We start from the raw sequence: 22324 nt of genomic DNA, 5'->3' as shown, positions 1-22324 counted from the left end.
GGCCTACGCCGCGCTGGTGTCTTTGATCAGGTGGGCCGCCAGGGTGCGCAACGGCCCCAACTGCCGGCAAATCAACGCCAGTTGCGTCTGCACCAGACGTTGCCCCTCATCGATCTCATCCGGCATCTGTTCCAGCTCCGCAGCCAAGGCTTCCTCGGCATCGCTCTGAATCGAGATCGGCTGTTTATTGGCCAGCCCCGTGGCGATTTCGTCGATGCTCGCCGCCAGGGTTTTTCCCGCGCCGTCGATCAAGTGCTCGCGCACGTCGGCCGGCAGTTGGGTTTCGCGGTGCGCGCCGAGCCCCGACAGGTAGCTGAGCAAGGTGTGGGACAGCACCAGGAAGCGGAAGCCCACGTCGGCCTCCTTACGGAACTGCCCCGGCTCCATCAGCATATTCGCCAGGGTGGTGGACAGCGCCGCGTCGGCGTTGTGCGCGTTGCGTCGGGCCAGGCGGTAAGCCAGGTCGTCGCTTTTGCCGGCGGCGTATTGCTGCATGATTTGGCGCAGGTAGATGCTGTTGCAGGTCAGGGTATTGGCCAGCACTTTGTTCAGGCGCCGGCCTTGCCAGTCCGGCAGGAACAGGAACACGGTCAGGCCGGCAATCACGCTGCCGATCAAGGTGTCGAACAGGCGTGGCAGGAACAGCCCGTAGCCATCGCCCACCTGGTTGAAGCAGAACAGCACCATCAGGGTGATCGCCGCGGTGGCCAGGGTGTAGCGGGTGGTGCGGTTGATAAAGAACACCAGGCCCGCCGCGATGGCGAACATCGACTGCACCAGGGCGCTGGGGAACAGGTCGAACAGCGCCCAGGCCACGGTGAGCCCGATGGCTGTGCCGATGATCCGCTGGCCGAGCTTGCGCCGGGTGGCGCCGTAGTTGGGCTGGCAGACGAACAGGGTGGTGAGGATGATCCAGTAGCCCTGGGAAGCGTGGATCGCATGCAGGGTGCCATAGCCGATGGTCAACGCCAGGGCCAGGCGCAAGGCGTGGCGGAACAGCAGCGAAGTCGGCGTGAGCTGGGTGCGCAGGCGCGTCCACATTTCCTTGAGGTTGCGTGGGGCACGGTCAAGCAGGTTGCTGTCGCTGGCGTCGGCCAGGGCGTCCGGGTTGCTCGCGTCGCCCAGCAGGCGGTCGAGGGTCGACAGGTTGGCCGCCAGCGCACGCAAGGAACGCAGCAGGCCGCGCCAGGCCGGGTTGCTCTGGATGCGCAGGTGTTCCATGGAGGCGTTCAGGTCGCCCAAGGCTTCGGCGAAGCTGGCGTCATAGATGAACGGCTGGCGCAGTTGGATCGATTCGGCCAGGGCCTCGCAAGCCTTGCCTTGCTGGCGCAGCAGGCGCTGGCAGCGGAACAGCACATCGCTGTGGAAGAAGGCCTCGGCCAGGGCGTTGTAGGGATAGTGCGACGAGCTGGCGCGTTCGTGGATGTCCTGGGCCAGGAAATACAGCTTGAGGTAACGACTGACCTTGGAGCCCGGCCGGCCATTGCCGACGCGGTGCAGGATGATTTCCTTCGCCGCATTCAGCGCGGCCACCACCCGGCCGTTTTGCTGGGCCAGCTCCAGGCGGCGCGCCTCCACGTTCAACTGGCGGATCGGCTCGAACAGCGACGATTTGAGCTTGAGGTAACGCCCCAACTCGCGAAACAACCGCGCCAGGCTCTGCTGCACCGGCTGGTTGGAAAACAGCACCTGCCACAGCACCGACAGCGCACCGTACCAGGCGGCGCCGGCCACCAGCAGCAGCGGTTCGTGCCAGAAATCCGTGACGGCACCGCCGCGCTGGTCCACGCCGATCATGGTGTAGACCGACAGGATCAAGGTGGCCGACGCAATCGCGCCATAACGCTCACCGAGGGCGCCGAGCATGGTCAGGCCGAAACTCGCCAGGGCCAGGGCGACCGCGAAGGCCCAGGGGTAGGGGAACAACAGCTCCACCGACAGCGCGGCAATGCTGAAACACACCAGCGTCACCGCCAGGGCGTTGAGGCGGCCTTGCCAACTGTCGTCGGTCTCGGCCAGGGCACTGGCGATAATCCCCAGGAACAGCGGGATCAGCAGTGTCATTTCATCCTGATACCAGCACAGCGTCATGCTGCCGGTGAGGGCGATGAATACCCGAACGCTGTAACTGAATTTATCCAGTGCCCATAGGCGCCGCATGGACTGCTTGAACGAGGTCGATGACATGAAGGCTGGAGTCTTCCGGGACGATGCCGCTAAATTGAGCTATCAAGGACGCTGCGGCAAGGGTGGTGATCACATCACTGCACAAAATTTCTCCCGGGCACACTGAAAATCAAAATGTGGGAGGGGCTTGCCCCCTCCCACATTTTTACCGCGTTGTGTCAGGCATACTGCGCAGCGGCGTAGCCGGAAGCCCAGGCCCACTGGAAGTTGAAGCCGCCGAGGTGGCCGGTCACATCCAGCACTTCACCGATGAAGTACAAGCCCGGGCTTTTCAGCGATTCCATGGTCTTGGACGACACTTCCCGCGTATCCACGCCGCCCAGCGTCACTTCGGCGGTGCGATAACCTTCGGTGCCTGCCGGTACCAATTGCCAGCTCGCCAGTTTTTGCGCGATGTCGGCCAGTTCGGCGTGGGTGTACTGCTTCATCGGCTTGGACACGAACCAGGTTTCTGCCAGCAGGTTGGCCATCTTCTTGGTGAAGATTTCACCCAGCAGGGTTTTCAGCTCGCTGTTGGGGCGCTCGGCTTGTTGCTGTTGCAGCCAGGCGTGGGCGTCGTGGTCGGGCAGCAGGTTGATCTCGACCGTGTCGCCGGACTCCCAATAGGAGGAAATCTGCAGAATCGCCGGCCCGCTCAGGCCGCGATGGGTAAACAGGAGGTTCTCGCGAAAGCTCTGGCCGTTGCAGCTGACCAGGCAATCGACCGACGTGCCGGATAACTCGCCGCACAGCTCCTTGAGCTGGTCGGTGATGGTGAACGGCACCAGCCCGGCGCGGGTCGGCAGCAGTTCGTGGCCGAATTGCCTGGCCACCTGGTAACCGAAGCCGGTCGCGCCGAGGGTCGGGATCGACAGGCCGCCGGTGGCGATCACCAGGGATTCGCAGCGCAACTCGCCCAGGGTGGTCTGCAACTGGTAGCCGCTGTCGAGCTTGGCGATGGTTTCGATCGAGGTGTCCAGGTGCAGGCTCACGCCGGTCTGGATGCACTCGTCGAGCAGCATGCCGAGGATGTCGCTGGATTTGTTATCGCAGAACAACTGGCCGAGCTTCTTCTCGTGGTACGGCACGCCGTGCTTGGCCACCAGGCCGATGAAGTCCCATTGGGTGTAGCGGGCCAGGGCGGACTTGCAGAAGTGCGCGTTGTGCGAGAGGAAGTTCGCCGGTTCGGTGTACATATTGGTGAAGTTGCAGCGACCGCCGCCGGACATCAGGATCTTCTTGCCGGCCTTGTTCGCGTGGTCGATCAGCATCACCTTGCGCCCACGTCCGGCGGCGGTCAGAGCACACATCAAGCCTGCGGCGCCGGCGCCAATGATCACAACTTCGGTCGAGCGCAAAACGGTGTCCTCATACATGTTCTGATTTGAAATACAGTCAAATGTGGGAGGGGCTTGCCCCGATGGCGGTATGTCAGTCACCTGATGAGTTGACTGGTCCACCGCCATCGGGGGCAAGCCCCCTCCCACAGGGGATCTCTATTGTTCGAAAGATCGTTTACAGGATCCGCACGCGCAACGAACGGCCCTTGATCTTGCCGTCATTCAAACGCTGCAGCGCCTGCTTGGCGACGCTGCGTTCCACGGCCACAAACGCCTGGAAATCGAAGATCGCGATCTTGCCGACCTGGGCCCCCGGAATGCCGGCTTCACCAGTCAGCGCGCCGAGGATATCGCCCGGACGGACCTTGTCTTTACGGCCGGCGGCGATGCACAGGGTGCTCATCTGCGGCAGCAGCGGGCCACCGCTCTGTGGCTTGAGGTTGTCCAGTTGGTCCCAGTTCAGCGGCGACTTCTGCAGTTGCTCGATGGCCTGGGCGCGGTGCGCTTCGGACGGCGCCACCAGGCTGATGGCGATCCCGGTCTCACCGGCACGGCCGGTGCGGCCGACGCGGTGGATGTGGATTTCCGAGTCGCGGGCCAGTTCGACGTTGATCACCATGTCCAGCGAATCGATGTCCAGGCCGCGGGCGGCGACGTCGGTGGCGACCAGTACCGAGGTGCTGCGGTTGGCGAACATCGCCAGCACCTGGTCGCGGTCACGCTGTTCCAGGTCGCCATGCAGGCCGACGGCGGAGATGCCTTTGGAGGTCAGGTGGTCGACGGTTTCCTGCACTTGCTGCTTGGTGAAGCAGAACGCCACGCACGAGGCCGGACGGAAATGCGCGAGGACTTTGGTGACGGCCTCCATGCGTTCTTCCGGCGAGATCTCGTAGAAACGCTGCTCGATCTGGTCGTCGGAGTGGAACGCTTCGGCCTTGACTTGCTGCGGCGCGCGCATGAATTTCGAGGCCAGCTGCTTGATGCTCACCGGGTAGGTGGCCGAGAACAGCAGGGTCTGGCGGCGGGCCGGGGTCTTGCTGATGATGTCTTCGATGGCGTCGTAGAAACCCATGTCGAGCATGCGGTCGGCTTCGTCGAGGATCAGCGTGTTCAAGCCGTCGAGCACCAGCGAACCCTTGCGCAGGTGTTGCTGGATGCGGCCCGGGGTGCCGACGATGACGTGGGCGCCATGTTCCAGGGAGGCGATCTGCGGGCCGAGGGACACGCCGCCGCACAGGGTCAGCACCTTGATGTTGTCTTCGGCGCGGGCCAGGCGACGGATTTCCTTGGCCACCTGGTCGGCCAGCTCGCGGGTCGGGCACATCACCAGGGCCTGGCAGCCGAAGTAGCGCGGGTTGATCGGGTTCAGCAGGCCGATGCCGAACGCAGCCGTCTTGCCGCTGCCGGTCTTGGCCTGGGCAATCAGGTCCAGCCCCTTGAGGATCACCGGCAAGCTCTGCGCCTGGATCTGCGTCATCTCGGCATAACCCAGCGAGTCGAGGTTAGCCAGCATGGCGGCGGAGAGCGGCAACGTATTAAAAGCGGTGGCGATGGTGGTCACGGGACTGGCTCTGCAAAAACAAAATGTCGCGCAGTGTAGCAGTCCCGTGGGATTTTCCCTGCAAGTTCTCGACGAGACGCCTGCTAGTGTTCGATGTCGTGTTCGCGGCTGCCGATGCGTTTGCCGTCTTTTGGCGACAGTTGCAGGAAGATCGCCGCCGCCAGCATTGCCATGATGCCCACGGTGAGGAAGGTCAGCTGGAAGGCGCCGAGTACCGTGCTCACGCCGTCATTGCCCGATTCGGCGGTGAACCCGCCGAGCAGCGCACCGGCGCAGGCCACGCCGAGGCTCAGGGACAGTTGTGCCACCACCGACAGCAAGCTGTTGCCGCTGCTGGCCTGGGCATCGTCGAGGTCGATCAGGGTAACGGTGTTCATCGCGGTGAACTGCAAGGAGTTGATCGCCCCGAGTATCGCCAGCATGCCCAGCAGCAGCGGGTAGGGCGTCTGTTCGCTGACCAGGCCCATGCTCGCCAGCATCAGGCCCAAGGCCAGGGTGTTACCGGTCAGCACCACGCGGTAGCCCAGGCGTTCGATCAACGGCCGTGCAACCGACTTGGCCAGCATCGCCGCCGCCGCCAGGGGCAGCATGCTCATCCCGGCCTGGGACGGTGAATAGCCCAAGGCCACCTGCAACAGCAACGGCACCAGAAACGGCAAGGCGCCGCTGCCCAGGCGTGCGAACAGGTTGCCCAGGATGCCCACCGCAAAGGTACGGGTCTTGAACAGCCCCGGCGCAAACAGCGGGTTATCGATATGCCCGGCGCGCAGCCAATAGGCCGCCAGGCAGGCCAGCCCGCCGAACAGCAGCAACATCACCCGCAGGTGCGGCAGGTGCAATTCGCCCAGGCCTTCCATGGCGATGGTGATCAACACCATCGCCGCGCCGAACAGCAGGAAGCCGATGCCGTCGAACCGCGTGCGCTCGCTGCCGCGCAGGTCGGGGATCAGTTTCCACACGGCGTAGCAGCCGATCATGCCCACCGGCAGGTTGATCAGGAAGATCCAGTGCCAGGTCAGGTATTGCACCATCCAGCCGCCCATGGTCGGGCCGAGCAACGGACCGAGCAGGCCGGGGATGGTGATGAAGCCCATGATCCGCACCAGCTCGGAGCGCGGATAAGCGCGCAGCACCACCAGCCGGCCGACCGGCAGCATCAGCGCACCGCCCAGGCCCTGGACCACCCGCGCGCCGACGAGCATGGTCAGGCTGCTGGACAGCGCGCACAGCAGCGAGCCGATGCTGAACAGCATGATCGCGCCAAAGAAGATTTTCTTGGTGCCGAAGCGGTCGGCGATCCAGCCCGACGCCGGGATCAGCAAGGCGACGGTGAGCATGTAGGCGATCACCACCCCTTGCATGCGCAGCGGGTTTTCCGCGAGGTCCCGGGCCATCGCCGGCAGTGCCGTGTTGAGAATCGTCCCATCCAGCGATTGCATGAAGAAGGCAATCGCGACCACCCAGGGGAGCCAGCGGGCGGTCTTGGCATCGAGAGGGGCGCGATTTGGCATGGGATCCCTTTTGTTAGGAGGCTATGTGTCGGCGATTATGCGCCATTCGTCGCTCCTTTTCCCACTGAAGGTTCGTCTACATCCGACAACATCGCGTGCTCGCCCACCAGGAAGTCCAGCAGCGCGCGATGTACCGCCCGCGCCGCTTCGCGGGACTCCAGGTCGAGCAGATGCCCGGTATGTTCGGCGACGGCAAAGCTGCTGCGGCCTACGTAGTGCTGGAACAGTCGGGCCTCGGCGGCCGGGGTGTATTCGTCCAGCGTGCCGTTGAGGAAATGCACCGGTGTTTCGATCCGGCTGAGCTGTGGCAGGTAGTTGCCATCGCCCAGCGCCAGCACCTGATGGATATGAAAGCGCGCCTGGCGGTATTCGGTGGTGGCCATGTTCGACAGGTGCCGATGGTTATTGCGCTTGAGTCGCGGCGACAGGTATTTGCCCACGGTGTCGTTGAGCAAGTGGCCGACGGCGGATTTGTCGTCGGCTTCGATCAGCGCGCGCACCCGCTCCACATAGTCGAGCATCGCCTGGTTGAGGTTCGGCGCCAGCGCCATCACCACCGAGCTTTCGATGGAGGGCGGGTTGTGTGCCAGGGTCAGCAGCGTGGAGATGCCGCCCCACGAGGCCGACACCAGGTGGTTGACCTGGAAGCGCTCCACCAGCGCCCGCAGGATTTGCACTTCGTCGTCCTTGGTCACCAGGTCCAGGTCGGTGTTGTGCTCGCGTGAATAGCCGGAGAACGGTAAATCGAACAGCAGCACATTGAAATGCTCGGCCAGGCATTTACTGGTGCGGGCGAAGGAGCGCGTGGTGGATAGCGCGCCATTGACCATCAGCACGGTTTTCTTTTGCGGATGGTGACCTAGTTGCTCAACATGAACGTTGTAGTGCTTGAACAGCTTTTCTATGACAAAACTTCCATGGTTCATGTCAATGCTCCAGCTTGCCTTTTCCCGGGCGAGGTCATGCATCACGTGCGGGCACGTGGGTTAGGTGGCGGGGTGCCACTAACCGTTATAACGGGGTTTTTTACAGGCGACAACCGGCCTTGGGCGGGCGGTGAGAGAGGTCTGATTTAGCTGTAGGACATGTCGAAACAAGATGTCTGAAATCAACACAAAACAATGTGGGAGGGGGCCCCCTCCCACAAGCAGACTACTGTCGGTCAGAGGGTCAGGGTCAGGCGCTTGACCAATGCCCCCGGCAACAGATTGGACGCGGTGTTGCGCTGGCTGTAGGTACTGGCCGACAGCAACAGTTCGCGCTCTGCGGTCAGCGCTTCGAGTTGTGAGCCGAGCAGGCTGTAGACGCTGTCATCGAAGCGCATGGTGCTGACCGGCGCCTTGATCTCGCCGTCTTCCACCCAGAACGTGGCGAACCGCGTCATGCCGGTCAGGCGCGCTGCCGGCAGGTCGGAATAGTTCAGGTACCACAGGTTGCTGATGTACAGCCCGGTGCCCAATTGCTTGAGGATATCGGCCTGGGCCAGGCTGCCCGCCGCCATCTGCAACGCGCTGGGGGATTCGTCGCTGCTGGCTCCGTTGGTGCTGAGGCCGTATTCGGCGGCGCTGCGCGAATTGACCAGTTGGCCGGCGCCCTGGCCGGCGTTGATCAGCGTGACGTCACTGCACGGGTAGCCTTCGCTGGAGAACGCCGGGCTCAGCGAGCCGCTGATGTGCTCATCCACCGTCACCAGCGTGCTCAACGCCTGCTCGCCGGCATACAGCCGCTGTAGCGAGCTGCTTTTGCTGGCGATGGCCTGGGCGGAAAAACCGCCCCAGGTGATGATGCTGATGATTTCTTCCAGGGCTGCCGGCGCCAGGTAGGCGCGGTACTCGCCGGGCGCCAGCTTGTGCAGTGGCCGTCCGAGGAATTCCAGCTGTTCGCGAGCCTGCTGGAAGCGGCGGGCGAACTCGGCGCTGTTCCATTCATTGCCGGCGTAACTGGCTTTGACCGCTTCGCCGTTGGCGTGGAACAGGCTGAAGTCGAAGTTGAAACTATTGGCCTGATGCCAGCCGAACGCGCCGTCCGAACTGGCGAAGCCACGGCTGATCGGGCCAGCGGCGTAGAAACCGACCAGATCGACGCCGTGTGCCGCCTGGCTGATGTCTCCCAGCACCTGGCCCAGCTCGGGCAGCGGCCGGGCCTGTTCGTTTTGGCTCTGCCACGCGTTGTGGTTCAGCAACAGGTACGGATCGTGCGGCAGCAACGGCAAGGTTTCGCGCAGCTGTTGCAGGCCAGCGGCGAGGCGCTGGCGGTCCAGCTCCGGCTCGCCGCCGAGGGTGATGCCGAGGTCGGCATGACGGCCGTCGTTGATCAGTTTGAGGGTCAGGCTGGCCTGTTGCACCTGCCCGGCCTGACGCACCTTGGCATGGTTGAAACGCACGAATTCGGACGATTCCGCGGCGTAGCCCAGGTGAAATTGTTCTTTGTCGGTGAGGGCCTGCTTGAGCCACTCCACCAATGCCTTGAAGTTGTTCATCAGGCGTCTCCCCCAAATACGTCGACATGGCTGAATACACAGGCGGGCGAGGCATGGCCGACGCGGATCACCTGGTTGGGCTCGCCTTTGCCGCAGTTCGGCGTGCCCAACACCTGGAAGGTGCTGGCGTCGCCCACGGCGCTGAGCTTGCGCCAGAACTGCGCGGAAATGGCGCGGTAGTTGGGGTTTTTCACCACGCCTTTGAGTTCGCCGTTTTCGATCAACTGGCCCCATTCGCAACCGAACTGGAATTTATTGCGCGCGTCGTCAATGGACCACGAACGGTTGGTCGACATCAGGATGCCGTGTTCGATGCCGCCGATCAGTTGCGCCAGGTTCTGGTCGCCGGCCTCGATGTTCAGGTTGGCCATGCGGTCGATCGGCGGGCGGTTCCAACTGCTGGCGCGGCTGTTGGCGACGCCGCTCATGCCTGCGCGAAATTGCGACAACGCCCCGCCCAGCGGCTTGAGCAGCAGCCCCTCGCGGATCAGGAATTGCTTGCTGGCCGGGGTGCCGTCGTCGTCGTGGCCGTAGCTGGCCAGTTGTTCGGGGATGTCCGGGTCGAAGGTCACGTTGAGCAGTTTGGAGCCGTATTGCAGGTGGCCGAAGTCGCTGGCCTTCACAAAACTGGTGCCGGCGTAATTGCGCTCGTCACCGAGGATGCGGTCGAGTTCCAGCGGATGGCCGATCGATTCGTGGATCTGCAGGATCATCTGGTCGGGCATCAACAGCAGGTCGCGCGGGCCCTGCGGCGTGTTCGGCGCCAGCAGCAGTTGCAGGGCTTCGTCGGCGATGCGCGGCGCGGCGCCGACCAGGCCGAAGCGCTCGATCACATCAAACCCGCCTTGCTGGCCGAAGTTGCTGCCGCCGAGGGTGCGCGACTGGCTGTCGTTGCCGTCGTAGGCCGTGACGTTGACGCCAGGGAACACAAAACGCTGGGCCTGGCGCAGTTCCGCGCCGGCGCTGTTGAGGTAGATCTGTTCGACGTGGCTCAGGCCGAGGCTGACTTCCCAGTTCACCAGGCGCTCGTCCCGGGGCACGGCTGCAGATTCAGCGCCGAGCAATTGGTAGCAGTCGCTCAAGGAGGGGAAGGCTTGCTCAAGGTGGGGCGACAGGTAATCGGCGACGTCGCTGGACACGTGTTGCTCGCGCAGGTCGAGCAGGGCGTGGGGTTTTATCAGGCGTGCTTGCTGTTCGGCACGCTCGAGCGCGGCTTGCAGGCCGGGCAGGGAAATATCGTGGGTCGCGGCGTAGGTTTCGACACCGTTGACGCGCACGGTGAGCATGGCGCCTTCGTCGTGGTTCAGGTGCGGCGGTGCGGCGACGTTCTTGCGCACCGACAGGTAGTGGCCGGATTCGCGCACGTAACGCAGGGAGAAAAACTCGGCGGTGGTGCGCAGGGCACTGAAATGCTTTTTGAGTGTGGCGTGGTGTTCGAACATGGGGCCTTCCTTGTGGGCGGCTCAGCGCGGGCAGACGAACAGAGTAGGCCTGGGCTGGGGAGCGGATCAAGGAGAGTGTAGGCGTAAGGTTTGCGGTGTTGGGTCGGGCCCTATCGGGGGCAAGCCCCCTCCCACATTTCGATGTGTGAATACATTCAAAGTGTGGGAGGGGGCTTGCCCCCGATAGGGCGACACGGTCTTCCAGTTACTGCGCAGTAGGCCCCACTTCACGCATCGGCTTGCCCCGCACTGGCGCATCGCCTGCCACGTAGTAGTCCGCGGTGCTGCGCGGCAGTGGCTTGCGGCCACGGATCTTGTCGGCGATTTTCTCGGCGATCATGATCGTCGGCGCGTTCAGGTTGCCGGTGGTGATGATCGGCATGATCGACGCATCGACCACCCGCAGGCCCTGCATGCCATGCACGCGGCCTTCGCCATCCACCACGGCCATCTCGTCGCTGCCCATCTTGCACGAGCAGGACGGGTGGAACGCGGTCTCGGCGTGTTCGCGGATGAACTGGTCGAGTTGCTCGTCGGTCTGCACCTCGATGCCCGGGCTGATTTCGCGGCCGCGGAACGGGTCGAGCGCCGGCTGCTGCATGATTTCGCGGGTCAGGCGGATGCCATCGCGAAATTCCTGCCAGTCCTGCTCGGTGGCCATGTAGTTGAAGAGAATGCTCGGGTAGTCCCGTGGGTTCTTCGACTTCAATTGCACGCGGCCACGGCTCGGCGAACGCATGGAGCCCATGTGCGCCTGGAAACCATGCTCTTTCACACCGTTGCTGCCGTTGTAGTTAATCGCCACCGGCAGGAAGTGGTACTGGATGTTCGGCCAATCGAAGTCTTCCCGGGTACGGATAAAACCGCCCGCTTCGAACTGGTTGCTGGCGCCGATGCCGGTGCCGTTGAACAGCCACTCGGCACCGATGGCCGGTTGGTTGTACCAGAGCAGCGACGGGTACAGCGACACCGGTTGGGTGCAGGCATATTGCAGGTACAGCTCAAGGTGGTCCTGCAGGTTTTCGCCGACGCCGGGCAGGTCGTGGACCACCGGGATGTCGAGGCTTTCGAGCAGTTTGGCCGGGCCGACGCCGGAGCGTTGCAGCAGTTGCGGAGAGGCGATGGCGCCGCTGCACACCAGCACTTCTTTACGCGCACGGGCTTCGACGCGTTCTTCGGCGGCGCCGATCAGGTAACGCACGCCGACCGCACGCTTGCCTTCGAACAGCACTTTGTCGGTCAGGGCATGGGTGACGATGGTCAGGGTGGAACGCTTTTTAGCCGTGTCCAGATAACCGCGCGCAGTGCTGGCGCGCCGGCCGTTTGGCGTGACGGTACGGTCCATCGGGCCGAAGCCTTCCTGCTGGTAGCCGTTCAAGTCTTCGGTACGTGGGTAACCGGCCTGTACGCCGGCTTCGACCATGGCGTGGAACAGCGGGTTGTTGCCGGCCTTGGGCGTGGTCACGCTGACCGGGCCGTCGCCGCCGTGGTAGTCGTTGGGGCCGATGTCGCGGGTTTCGGCTTTACGGAAATACGGCAGGCAGTCGAGGTAGGTCCAGTCTTCCAGGCCGGGCAGTTTCGACCAGTTGTCGTAGTCCATGGCGTTGCCACGGATGTAGCACATGCCGTTGATCAGCGAGGAACCGCCCAGGCCCTTGCCGCGCCCGCATTCCATGCGACGGCCGTCCATGTGCGGCTCTGGATCGGTCTCGTAGGCCCAGTTGTAGCGACGGCCCTGCAGCGGGAACGCCAGGGCGGCGGGCATCTGGGTGCGGAAGTCGAGACGGTAATCCGGGCCGCCGGCTTCCAGCAGCAGGACGGTGACGCCTTCGTCTTCGGTCAGACGGGTCGCCAGGGTGTTACCGGCGGAGCCGGCACCCACAATGATGTAGTCGTATTCTTGGGACATTGAATGCACCCTCTTTGAAGTGTGGTCAGGTCGGGCCTCATCGGGGGCAAGCCCCCTCCCACCTTTGAAGGTATTCACAATTCAAATGTGGGAGGGGCTTGCCCCCGATAGCGGCCTCACAGGCAACGCAAGGCTCAGGCTTTAGAACACCGAGGCGTAATCGCCCAACTCGACCTGTACCGATTTGATGCGGGTGAAGTTGTTCAGCGAGCTGATCCCGTTCTCACGGCCCACGCCCGACTGTTTGTAGCCACCGACCGGCATTTTCGCGTCGGACTCGCCCCAGGCATTGATCCAGCAGATGCCTGCTTCCAGTTGATGAATCACGCGGTGGGCGCGGTTCAGGTCCTTGGTCACCAGGCCGGCGGCGAGGCCGAAGTCGGTGTCGTTGGCGCGGCGGATCACTTCTTCTTCAGTCTCGTAGGTGAGGATGCTCATCACCGGGCCGAAGATTTCTTCACGGACGATGGTCATTTCGTCGGTGCAGTCGGTGAACACGGTCGGGGCAACAAAGGCGCCTTTGGCGAAGTCGCCGTCGGTCAGGCGGTCGCCGCCGCACAGCACGCGAGCGCCTTCGGCCTTGCCCTTGGCGATGTAGCCGAGCACGCTTTCCATGTGGGCGAAGCTGACCAGCGGGCCGAAGTTGGTGTTGTCGTCCTGCGGGTCGCCGATGCGGATGCGCGCAACACGTTCGGCGATCTTGGCTTCGAACGCGGCTTGCAGGTGCTTGGGCACGAACACGCGAGTACCGTTGGTGCAGACCTGACCGGAGCTGTAGAAGTTGGCCATCATCGCGATGTCGGCGGCGCGGTCCAGGTCGGCGTCTTCGAACACGATCAGCGGCGATTTGCCGCCCAGTTCCATGGTCACTTCCTTGAGCGAAGAGCTGGAGGCGCTGGCCATGACTTTCTTGCCGGTGTCGGTGCCGCCGGTGAACGAGACTTTCTCGATGCGCGGGTGCTCGGTCAGCCAGGTGCCGACTTCGCGGCCGCTGCCGGTCAATACGTTGAACACACCGGCCGGAACGCCGGCTTCGGTGTAGATCTCCGCCAGTTTCAGGGTGGTCAGCGAGGTGACTTCGCTGGGTTTGAAGATCATCGCATTACCGGCGGCCAGGGCCGGTGCGGATTTCCACAGGGCGATCTGGATCGGGTAGTTCCACGCGCCGATACCGGCGACCACGCCCAGCGGCTCGCGGCGGGTGTAGACGAACGAGGTGTCGCGCAGCGGGATCTGCTCGCCTTCGATGGCTGGCACCAGGCCCGCGTAATATTCCAGCACGTCGGCGCCGGTGACGATGTCGACGTACTTGGTTTCGGAGAAGGATTTACCGGTGTCCAGGGTTTCCAGGGCGGCCAGTTCGTCATTGCGCTCACGCAGGATGTCGACGGCACGACGCAGGATGCGCGAACGCTCCATGGCGGTCATGGCGGCCCAGATTTTCTGGCCTTTTTCAGCGCTGACCACGGCACGTTCAACGTCATCGAACGTTGCGCGTTGCACTTGGGCGAGAACTTCACCGTTAGCCGGGTTGATGGCTTCGAAGGTGGCATCGCTGCCAGCGTCGCTGTAGCCGCCGTCAATGTAGAGTTTTTGCAGGTCGAAACGGGCCATAAAGTCCTCGCAAGTGCATAAGTGGTTGGCGTTAACCACTGAGGGGTGGCCAATAAGAGTCTGGCAACACCGATCAGTGGAGGTTCAGGGGTTGAGCGGTTATGTGTGCTCTAACTCACCTGCTTGGCCAATTGGAAATCCATGTATTCGTAAGCGATCCGTTGCGCCTGCGCCGTGTCGAATTCATCTCCCGACAGGGCGCCGCGCAACCACAAACCGTCGATCAAGGCCGCCAGGCCTCGGGCTGCGCTGCGTGCATCCGGCAGCGGCAACACGCGGCGGAACTGGCAGCACAGGTTGGAATACAGGCGGTGATCGTTGATCCGCTGCAACCTGTGCAAAGACGGGTGGTGCATGCTGGTCGCCCAGAAGGCCAACCAGGTTTTCATTGCCGGGCCGTTGACCTGGCTGGCGTCGAAGTTGCCGCCGATGATCACTTGGAGGTGTGCCCGTGGCGTGTCCTCCGTCAACGCTTGTCGCCGTTCGTGGACGTTCTCGATCAGCACATTCATCAAGTACCGCATCGTGGCCGCGATCAGGCCGTTCTTGTCCTTGAAGTAGTGACTGATGATGCCGTTCGAAACGCCGGCCAAGCGGGCGATCAGCGCAATGCTGGCATCTCCCATTCCGACTTGATCGATGGCCGTCAGCGTGGCTTCGATCAGTTGTTGGCGGCGTATGGGTTGCATACCGACCTTGGGCATGGAGTACCTCTCCTCAGGCCTGCCGGCGGGCGATGACGTCCGTCGACTCGATGGCCAGTCTATTTTGTTTTGATTGAACGTTCAATCAACAAAGAATAAGCTCTGCGACAAATGGTCGCTGCCTGCCGGTATTTCCTACAGGTAGGTGGCGACATCTGACACCTGTGAAAACCCTTGAAACAGGCCATTTCAGAGCCTGAACACCGCCTCGGCGGGCTCAAGAATTTTCGGGGTGTCTTTATAACACCCGTCCGTCGACTGCCGAAAAATCGATGAGCACGGGATCACCGCTGCCTTGTGTTTCTCTCTCGCACTGCCTGGAGCATCTGCGCCATGAGTTCTGCCTCTCTAATAAAAACCCCACCGGAAAAGGTGCGGGTCAACGGTTGGGTGTTCTACACCTCCACCGCACTGATTCTGTTGCTGACCGCCATTTTGATCATCGCCCCGCAAGAGGCCGGCCGGATGCTCGGCGTGGCGCAGGCGTGGTTATCGAAAAGCTTCGGCTGGTACTACATGCTGGTGATCGCGGCCTACCTGGTGTTCGTGGTCGGCCTGGCGTTTTCGTCCTACGGCAAGTTGAAACTGGGCAGCAAGGACGACACCCCGGACTTCAGCTACGGCGCCTGGGCCGGCATGCTGTTTTCGTCGGGTATCGGCATCTCGTTGCTGTATTTCGGCGCGTCGGAGCCGTTGGACCATTACTTCAACCCGCCCGAAGGCGCGGCCGCCAGCAACGGCGCGGCGCGCCAGGCGCTGCAATTGACCTTCCTGCACTGGGGCCTGCACGGCTGGGCGATCTATGCGCTGGTCGGCCTGGCCGTGGCGTACTTCGCGTACCGCCATAACCAGCCACTGGCCCTGCGCTCGGCGTTGTACCCGCTGGTGGGCGAGCGTTGGGTCAAAGGCGCGGCTGGCCATGCGGTGGACGGGTTCGGCATGTTCGTGACCCTGCTGGGCCTGGTGACCAACCTCGGTATCGGCGCGATGCAGGTGTCGTCCGGCCTGGAAAACCTGTTCGGCATGCAGCACAGCAACACCAACCTGCTGATCGTGATCATTATCATGAGCAGCGTGGCGACCATTGCCGCCGTGTCGGGGGTGGAGAACGGCATTCGTCGCCTGTCCAACCTCAACATCGTGTTGTTCAGCGGCTTGCTGATCTTCGTGCTGTTGTTCGGCCCGACCCTGCACCTGCTCAACGGCCTGGTGCAGAACACCGGTGACTACCTCAACGGCATCCTCCTGAAAACCTTCGACCTGTATGTGTACGAAGGCGACGCCGACAAGACCGAACGCTGGATGGGCCTGTGGACCCTGTTCTACTGGGCCTGGTGGATTTCCTGGGCGCCGTTCGTGGGCATGTTCATCGCACGGATTTCCCGGGGCCGCACGGTGCGTGAGCTGGTGGCCGGCGTGCTGCTGATCCCGCTGGGCTTCACCCTGGCGTGGTTGTCGATCTTCGGTAACTCGGCGCTGGACCTGGTGTTGAACCAGGGTGCGGTGGCGTTGGGCAAGACGGCGCTGGAACAACCGTCGATGGCCATCTACCAATTGCTGGAGCATTACCCGGCGTCGAAAATCGTCATCGGCGTGTCGATCTTTGTCGGCTTCGTGCTGTTCCTGACCCCGGCGGACTCCGGCGCGGTGATGATGGCCAACCTTTCCTGCAAAGGCGGCAACGTGGACGAAGACGCGCCGCACTGGCTGCGGATCTTTTGGTCGGCGGTGATCACCCTGGTGACTATCGGCCTGCTGTTTGCGGGTAACTTCGAAGCCATGCAAACCATGGTGGTGCTGGCGGGGCTGCCGTTCTCGGTGGTGCTGATTGTCTTTATGTTCGGTTTGCACAAGGCGATGCGCCAGGACATGGCGACGGAACTGGAGCAGGCGCAATTGGCCGAGCGTGGCCGTCGTGGTTTCAGCGAGCGCTTGACCGCCCTGGACCTGCAACCGAGCCAGGCCACGGTGCAGCGCTTTATGGACAAGCACGTCACGCCGGCGCTGGAAGACGCGACGAAGGCGTTGCGCGACCAGGGGCTGGACGTGCAGACCCTGTTGGGCAAATCCAAGCGTTGCATCGGCGTGCGTATCGAGATGGAAGAGGGCAACCCGTTTGTCTACGAAGTGAGCCTGGACGGCTACGCGGTGGCGTCGGACGAACTGCCCGAGGCGGAGCGCGCCCGTTACTACCGGGCCGAGGTGTACCTGCACAACGGGCCTCAGGAGTACGACCTGATGGGCTTCGCCCAGGAGCAGATCACCCGGGACGTGCTCGATCAGTTTGAAAGCCATCGGCAGCTCCTTGGCCGTGTCTATAGCTGATGGTTGAAGCCTGGTGGTGTCCCCACTGACACCACTGGGGCAAAAAATGTGGGAGGGGGCTTGCCCCCGATTGCAGTGTGTCAGTCAGCTCGTCTGTTACTGATACACCGCTATCGGGGGCAAGCCCCTCCCACATTTTGACCCTGTTTCTCCAATGGGTTATGCGGTGTTTGTTAGCCCAGGTTCTTGCCCAGCAGGGCATGGTACAACTCGCTGTCGCCAAGGATCCCCACCACCTGGTTGTTGTCGTGCAACACCAACTTGTTGCCCGTCTGGTAGCGGATCTGCAGCGCATCGCGCATGCCGATATTCGAGTCCACCAGTGTCGGCAGGCGGCCCAGGCCTTCCACGGGTTGCCCCGGTGCCCAGTTCTGCAGGTTCATCACCGCGCCATTCTGGCGTGCGCCCCGGATGGTGTTGCCTTCGGCCAGGTCGAGCCACGAGTCGCCGCCCGGATCGAGGCACACCGAGCCGTTGATGCGTTTGCAGTTGTCCAGTGTCCGCATCAGGCTGCGCCCGCACAGCACGTTCAGCGGGTTGGTATGTGCGACGAAGGTACGCACATAATCGTCCGCCGGGTTCAGCACGATCTCTTCCGGCACGCTGTACTGGATGATCTTGCCGTCTTTCATGATCGCGATGCGGCTGCCGAGCTTGAGGGCTTCGTCGAGGTCGTGGCTGACGAACACAATGGTCTTGCTCAGCTTGTTTTGCAGCTCCAGCAACTCGTCCTGCAGGCCTTGGCGGATCAGCGGGTCGAGGGCGGAGAAGGGTTCGTCCATCAGCAGGATGTCGGCGTCCATCGCCAACGCCCGCGCCAGGCCGACGCGCTGCTGCATGCCGCCGGAGAGTTCGTCCGGCTTCTTGTTACGCCATTGGCTCAGGCCCACCAGTTCGAGCTTTTCGTCCACCAGCTTGCGCCGGTCTTTCTCCGGGCGGCCCTGCATTTCGAGGCCGAAGCTGATGTTCTCGCGCACGGTCAGCCAGGGCATCAGGGCGAACTTCTGGAATACCATGGCGATGCGTTTGGTACGCATCATTTTCAGCTCGGCCGGGGTGCAGGAGGCGATGTCGATCTGGCGCCCTTCATGCTCGACGAACAACTGGCCACGGCTGACGGTGTTGAGGCCGTTGATGCAGCGCAGCAGGCTCGACTTGCCGGAGCCCGACAGGCCCATCAGCACACAGATCTCGCCTTTTTCCACATCCAGGCTGGCTTTTTCAACGCCGACGATCTGGCCGGTCTTTTTCAGGATCTCGTTACGGCTCATGCCCTGGTCCAGCAGCTTGAGCGCTTCGCGTGGGTCTTTGGAGAAGATCACGTCGACATTGTCGAATCGGATAATGCTCATGCATCACCCCCTACTCTGGCGTCGGGTTGTTTGCAGATGCGGTCGAGCATGATGGCCAGCAGCACGATCGCCAGGCCGGCTTCAAAGCCCAGGGCGATGTCGGCGGTGTTCAGTGCGTTGACCACCGGCTTGCCGAGGCCATCGGCACCCACCAGGGCGGCGATCACCACCATCGACAGCGACAGCATGATGCATTGGGTAATGCCGGCAGCAATGCTCGGCATGGCGTGGGGCAGTTCAATGCGCGAGAGCAATTGACGGCGCGAGCAGCCGAAGGCCTTGCCGGCGTCCATCAACTCTTGCGGTACATCACGGATACCCAGGTAGGTCAGGCGGATCGGCGCGGCAATCGCGAACACCACCGTGGAAATCAACCCAGGCACCACACCCAGCCCGAAGAGGGTCAGGGTAGGGATGAGGTAGACGAAGGTCGGTACGGTCTGCATCAGATCGAGCACCGGCCGCATCAGGGTGTAGAACATCGGTTTGTGCGCGGCAACAATGCCCAGCGGCACGCCGATGACCACGCAGACCAGGGTGGCGAACAGCACCTGCGCGAGGGTCTCCATGGTTTCCTGCCAGTACCCCAGGTTGAGGATCAGCAGGAAGGAGGCGATGACAAAAACAGTCAGGCCCCATTTACGTTGAATGAAGTGAGCCAGCAGCGCAATCAGACCGATCAATGCCAGCGGATTGAACCAGGTCAGCGCGAACGTCACGCCGTGGATCATCGTTTCCAGGGTCGATGCGATTGCGTCGAAGTAGTTGGCACCGTGTTGGGTCAACCATTCGACGAAGGCAGCGATGTACTGGCCTAGTGGGATTTTCTGTTCAGTCAGCATGGTAGTGAATGTCCACATGCGAAGGGGAAAACATCCCGGGCCAGCGCACCAGCCCGGGGTCAGCAGGGATTACTTGGCGAGGTAAGCTTTGACGGCCTCCAGACCTGGTTTGCCATCGACGGTGGTGACACCGGCAAGCCAGGTATCGAGCACTTGCGGGTTCTTCTTCAGCCAGGCCTTGGCCGCGGCGTCGGGTTTCATCTTGTCGTCCAGGACGTTACCCATCAGGGTGCTTTCCATGTTCAGGGTGAACGACAGGTTTTTCAGCAACTGGCCGACGTTGCTGCATTCCTGGGTGTAGCCCTTGCGCACGTTGGTGTAGATGGTGGCCTGGCCGTAGTTGGGACCGAACGAGTCGTCACCCCCGGTCAGGTACTTCATCTTGAAGCGGGTGTTCATCGGGTGCGGTTCCCAGCCGAGGAACACGATGGCCTTGCCGCGCTTGGTGGCGCGTTCGACCTGCGACAGCATCCCGGCTTCGCTGGACTCGACGACTTTGAAACCGGCCGACTTCAAGCCGAACGCGTCCTTGTCGATCAGGGTTTGAATGGTGCGGTTGCCGTCGTTGCCAGGTTCGATGCCGTAGATTTTGCCTTCCAGCTCATCCTTGAATTTGGCGATATCGGCGAAGTCTTTCAGGCCTTTGTCATACAGCGCCTCGGGAACGGCCAGGGTGTACTTGGCGTTTTCCAGGTTGGCGCGCACGGTTTCCACGGTGCCGGCATCACGGTATGCCTTGATGTCGTTTTCCATGGTCGGCATCCAGTTGCCGAGGAAGATGTCCATGTTCTTGCCGTCGGCCAGGGACTTGTAGGTCACCGGCACCGAAATCATCGTGGTGCGCGGCTTGTAGCCGAGGCCCTTGAGGATTTCGCTGGTGGTCGCGGTCGTGACGGTGATGTCGGTCCAGCCGACATCGGAGAAGTTGACGGTCTGACATTGTGCCGGTTCTGCAGCGTGCGCCAGGACTGGCAGACTCAGCATGGCGGCCAACAACAACGAGGGTGAACCTTTCATGGGGCTAGACTCCTGTGTACTTTCTGGCGGCATTCGCCGCGCTTTATAAGTGTTGCGGTTGGAACGTGCTTTGAGGCGGCGGCACGGTGCCTTGCCAACGAGTCGAGACTGATCATGTACCAGTGAAAATCTGACGCCTACAGGGGGCGTCGTATCCAGTACAGGCAGGGTCGCATCCAGTGTCGGTGACGTCGTTTACAGATTTTTCCTAAGGTAAAACCGCTGTTTTTACCCATCTGCACCGCTAAAAACGCCCAAAACAGGCCCTTGTTCGTGAGCGACGCTGATGAGCATGGTTGCGTCGGTGTGAGACGCCGTGATGGCGGATAAAAGCCTGATGATGCCGCCATCTGGGCGATCTGAGCGTAGCACCTCGTTCAAGCCTGGCCTGTGCTTATCGAGGAGTTCCACGGCAATGGCTATCAGTGTTTTCGACCTGTTCAAGATCGGCATCGGGCCTTCGAGTTCTCACACCGTCGGCCCCATGCGCGCCGCAGCGTTGTTCGTTCAACGGTTGCGTGAACGTGAATGGTTGGAACAGGTGCGGCGCGTCGAAGTTCAGCTCTACGGCTCATTGTCGGCCACCGGCATCGGCCACGGCAGCGACACCGCAACCATCATGGGCCTGATGGGCGAGTGGCCGGACGCAATCGATCCGGCGCAGATCGGCCTGCGTATCCATACCCTGCGCGAGACCGACACGCTGCTGCTGGACGGGCGTTTACCGGTGCCTTTCGTGTGGGCGCGGGACATGCGCCTGCTCGACGAAAACCTACCGTTCCACCCCAATGCCATGACCCTGGTGGTGTTCGGTGCTGACGGCGAGTTGCACCGCGACACCTACTACTCCGTCGGCGGCGGCTTTGTGGTGGATGAAGCCCAGGCGCAAAGCGGCGTGGCGGATATGGACCGCAGCGCATTGCCCTATGAATTCTCCAGCGCGGTGGAGCTGCTGCAACTGTGCAAGAGCCATAACCTGCGCGTCGCCGAGCTGATGCTGGCCAACGAAAAAGTCTGGCGCTCCGAGGATGAAATCCGCAGCGGCCTGATGACGCTCTGGCGCGCCATGCAGGCGTGCGTCGAGCAGGGCCTCAAGCACGAAGGCATCCTGCCCGGCGGCCTGAATGTGCGCCGTCGCGCCGCCAAGTTGCACCGCAGTTTGCTGGAGTTGAGCAAGCCCAACGTGATCGGCTCGACCTTGAGCGCGATGGAGTGGGTCAACCTGTTCGCCCTCGCGGTCAACGAAGAAAACGCCGCTGGCGGGCGCATGGTCACCGCGCCGACCAATGGCGCGGCGGGGATCATCCCGGCGGTGCTGCACTACTTTATGAAGTTCAGCGATGACGTCACCGAAGCCAACGTGGTCGACTACCTGCTCAGCGCGGCGGCGGTGGGCATTCTGTGCAAGAAGAACGCCTCGATCTCCGGCGCCGAAGTCGGCTGCCAGGGCGAGGTCGGCTCAGCCTGCGCCATGGCGGCGGCGGGGTTGGCGGAGATCCTCGGCGCCACCCCGGAGCAACTGTGCAACGCTGCCGAAATCGGCCTGGAACACAACCTCGGCCTGACCTGCGACCCGGTGGGCGGCCTGGTGCAAGTGCCGTGTATCGAGCGCAACGCGATTGCCGCGGTGAAGGCGATCAACGCCGCGCAGATGGCCCTGCGCGGCGACGGCCAGCACTTTATTTCCCTCGACCGGGTGATCCGCACCATGCGCGATACGGGGGCGGACATGCATGACAAGTACAAGGAAACCTCGCGGGGTGGGTTGGCGGTCAGTGCGGTTGAGTGTTGAGACCGCGTCGCCGCTATCGGGGGCAAGCCCCCTCCCACATTTGAAATGTGAACTCGGTCGAGTGTGGGAGGGGCGGTGCGACGATTCGACTTGCCCCCGATAGCGCCAGTCCAAACAACCCTGCTCATAAAGTGAACACCAAAACCAAAAGCGCCACCTTTTAGCGCGTCGCAAACAGATAAGTAGCCCCCAAACACTTTCCCCTCCGACCACCCGTCACCCGTGCCTGCGGTGACAGACGCTTGCTTCGCCCTCAAAGCGCCTACCCAC

Annotated in this window: 15 protein-coding genes; 2 read left to right on the top strand and 13 right to left on the bottom strand. The window is 62.4% G+C overall.

From position 1 onward, the window contains the following. Positions 1-3 precede the first annotated feature (3 nt). From yccS to betI, 10 genes are all read right to left on the bottom strand, one after another. Complete coding sequence (gene yccS / locus RGV59_RS03320) at positions 4-2187, bottom strand: YccS family putative transporter (protein WP_017844946.1); 2184 nt, start codon at positions 2185-2187, stop codon at positions 4-6. A 158-nt stretch (positions 2188-2345) separates the two neighbouring features. Continuing rightward, entirely contained in the window at positions 2346-3524 is a 1179-nt protein-coding gene (locus tag RGV59_RS03315; protein WP_046487938.1) for an NAD(P)/FAD-dependent oxidoreductase, read from the bottom strand. Positions 3525-3681: 157 nt separating this feature from the next. Further along, positions 3682-5019 carry an ATP-dependent RNA helicase DbpA gene (gene dbpA, locus RGV59_RS03310; protein ID WP_231590016.1) on the bottom strand — a complete coding sequence of 446 codons (1338 nt, stop codon included), beginning with the start codon at positions 5017-5019 and terminating at the stop codon, positions 3682-3684. Positions 5020-5150: 131 nt separating this feature from the next. Further along, positions 5151-6578: a multidrug transporter subunit MdtD gene (mdtD, locus tag RGV59_RS03305; RefSeq protein WP_102617718.1), complete on the bottom strand. Its 1428-nt coding sequence runs from the start codon at positions 6576-6578 to the stop codon at positions 5151-5153. 35 nt (positions 6579-6613) lie between these two features. Next, positions 6614-7504, bottom strand: coding sequence for an alpha/beta fold hydrolase (locus tag RGV59_RS03300; RefSeq protein ID WP_102617717.1), 891 nt, complete (start codon positions 7502-7504; stop codon positions 6614-6616). 236 nt (positions 7505-7740) lie between these two features. Next, entirely contained in the window at positions 7741-9057 is a 1317-nt protein-coding gene (locus RGV59_RS03295; RefSeq protein ID WP_046381791.1) for a TldD/PmbA family protein, read from the bottom strand. Then, a complete protein-coding gene (locus RGV59_RS03290; protein WP_046381792.1) occupies positions 9057-10499 on the bottom strand; it encodes a TldD/PmbA family protein in 1443 nt (480 codons plus the stop codon). The genes RGV59_RS03295 and RGV59_RS03290 overlap by 1 nt, the downstream gene beginning before the upstream one ends. Before the next feature lie 205 nt (positions 10500-10704). After that, a complete protein-coding gene (gene betA, locus RGV59_RS03285) occupies positions 10705-12408 on the bottom strand; it encodes a choline dehydrogenase (protein ID WP_046381793.1) in 1704 nt (567 codons plus the stop codon). A gap of 141 nt (positions 12409-12549) precedes the next feature. Beyond that, a complete protein-coding gene (betB, locus tag RGV59_RS03280; protein ID WP_017844938.1) occupies positions 12550-14022 on the bottom strand; it encodes a betaine-aldehyde dehydrogenase in 1473 nt (490 codons plus the stop codon). A 110-nt stretch (positions 14023-14132) separates the two neighbouring features. Then, a complete protein-coding gene (gene betI / locus RGV59_RS03275; RefSeq protein WP_017844937.1) occupies positions 14133-14726 on the bottom strand; it encodes a transcriptional regulator BetI in 594 nt (197 codons plus the stop codon). Positions 14727-15116: 390 nt separating this feature from the next. Here betI and RGV59_RS03270 point away from each other — a divergent pair, with 390 nt between their 5' ends. Further along, complete coding sequence (locus RGV59_RS03270; RefSeq protein WP_322247142.1) at positions 15117-17051, top strand: BCCT family transporter; 1935 nt, start codon at positions 15117-15119, stop codon at positions 17049-17051. Positions 17052-17224: 173 nt separating this feature from the next. Here RGV59_RS03270 and choV read toward each other — a convergent pair whose 3' ends face one another. From choV to RGV59_RS03255, 3 genes are all read right to left on the bottom strand, one after another. Beyond that, positions 17225-18403, bottom strand: coding sequence for a choline ABC transporter ATP-binding protein (choV, locus tag RGV59_RS03265; protein WP_104904321.1), 1179 nt, complete (start codon positions 18401-18403; stop codon positions 17225-17227). Continuing rightward, a complete protein-coding gene (gene choW / locus RGV59_RS03260) occupies positions 18400-19245 on the bottom strand; it encodes a choline ABC transporter permease subunit (RefSeq protein WP_017844934.1) in 846 nt (281 codons plus the stop codon). The genes choV and choW overlap by 4 nt, the downstream gene beginning before the upstream one ends. Before the next feature lie 69 nt (positions 19246-19314). Then, positions 19315-20262 carry a choline ABC transporter substrate-binding protein gene (locus RGV59_RS03255; protein ID WP_017844933.1) on the bottom strand — a complete coding sequence of 316 codons (948 nt, stop codon included), beginning with the start codon at positions 20260-20262 and terminating at the stop codon, positions 19315-19317. Positions 20263-20677: 415 nt separating this feature from the next. On the opposite strand from RGV59_RS03255, the gene RGV59_RS03250 reads away from it, so the two are divergent. After that, on the top strand, positions 20678-22054 hold the full coding sequence (locus RGV59_RS03250; RefSeq protein WP_017844932.1) for an L-serine ammonia-lyase: 1377 nt from the start codon (positions 20678-20680) through the stop codon (positions 22052-22054). The last annotated feature ends 270 nt before the right edge of the window (positions 22055-22324 follow it).

The organism is Pseudomonas sp. FG1 (assembly GCF_034313875.1).
In the GTDB taxonomy this organism is placed as follows: Bacteria; Pseudomonadota; Gammaproteobacteria; order Pseudomonadales; family Pseudomonadaceae; genus Aquipseudomonas; species Aquipseudomonas veronii.
The sequence above is the reverse complement of the archived record's forward strand: the minus strand, read 5'-3'. Positions and strand labels throughout refer to the sequence as shown.

Excerpts from the sequence above, each read along its gene's own strand:
- RGV59_RS03250 (WP_017844932.1), top strand. The coding sequence starts at position 20,678 with ATGGCTATCAGTGTTTTCGACCTGTTCAAGATCGGCATCGGGCCTTCG.
- betA (WP_046381793.1), bottom strand. The coding sequence starts at position 12,408 with ATGTCCCAAGAATACGACTACATCATTGTGGGTGCCGGCTCCGCCGGT.
- betI (WP_017844937.1), bottom strand. The coding sequence starts at position 14,726 with ATGCCCAAGGTCGGTATGCAACCCATACGCCGCCAACAACTGATCGAA.
- choW (WP_017844934.1), bottom strand. The coding sequence starts at position 19,245 with ATGCTGACTGAACAGAAAATCCCACTAGGCCAGTACATCGCTGCCTTC.
- betB (WP_017844938.1), bottom strand. The coding sequence starts at position 14,022 with ATGGCCCGTTTCGACCTGCAAAAACTCTACATTGACGGCGGCTACAGC.
- RGV59_RS03295 (WP_046381791.1), bottom strand. The coding sequence starts at position 9,057 with ATGAACAACTTCAAGGCATTGGTGGAGTGGCTCAAGCAGGCCCTCACC.
- mdtD (WP_102617718.1), bottom strand. The coding sequence starts at position 6,578 with ATGCCAAATCGCGCCCCTCTCGATGCCAAGACCGCCCGCTGGCTCCCC.
- yccS (WP_017844946.1), bottom strand. The coding sequence starts at position 2,187 with ATGTCATCGACCTCGTTCAAGCAGTCCATGCGGCGCCTATGGGCACTG.
- RGV59_RS03290 (WP_046381792.1), bottom strand. The coding sequence starts at position 10,499 with ATGTTCGAACACCACGCCACACTCAAAAAGCATTTCAGTGCCCTGCGC.
- RGV59_RS03255 (WP_017844933.1), bottom strand. The coding sequence starts at position 20,262 with ATGAAAGGTTCACCCTCGTTGTTGTTGGCCGCCATGCTGAGTCTGCCA.
- dbpA (WP_231590016.1), bottom strand. The coding sequence starts at position 5,019 with ATGCTGGCTAACCTCGACTCGCTGGGTTATGCCGAGATGACGCAGATC.
- RGV59_RS03300 (WP_102617717.1), bottom strand. The coding sequence starts at position 7,504 with ATGAACCATGGAAGTTTTGTCATAGAAAAGCTGTTCAAGCACTACAAC.
- choV (WP_104904321.1), bottom strand. The coding sequence starts at position 18,403 with ATGAGCATTATCCGATTCGACAATGTCGACGTGATCTTCTCCAAAGAC.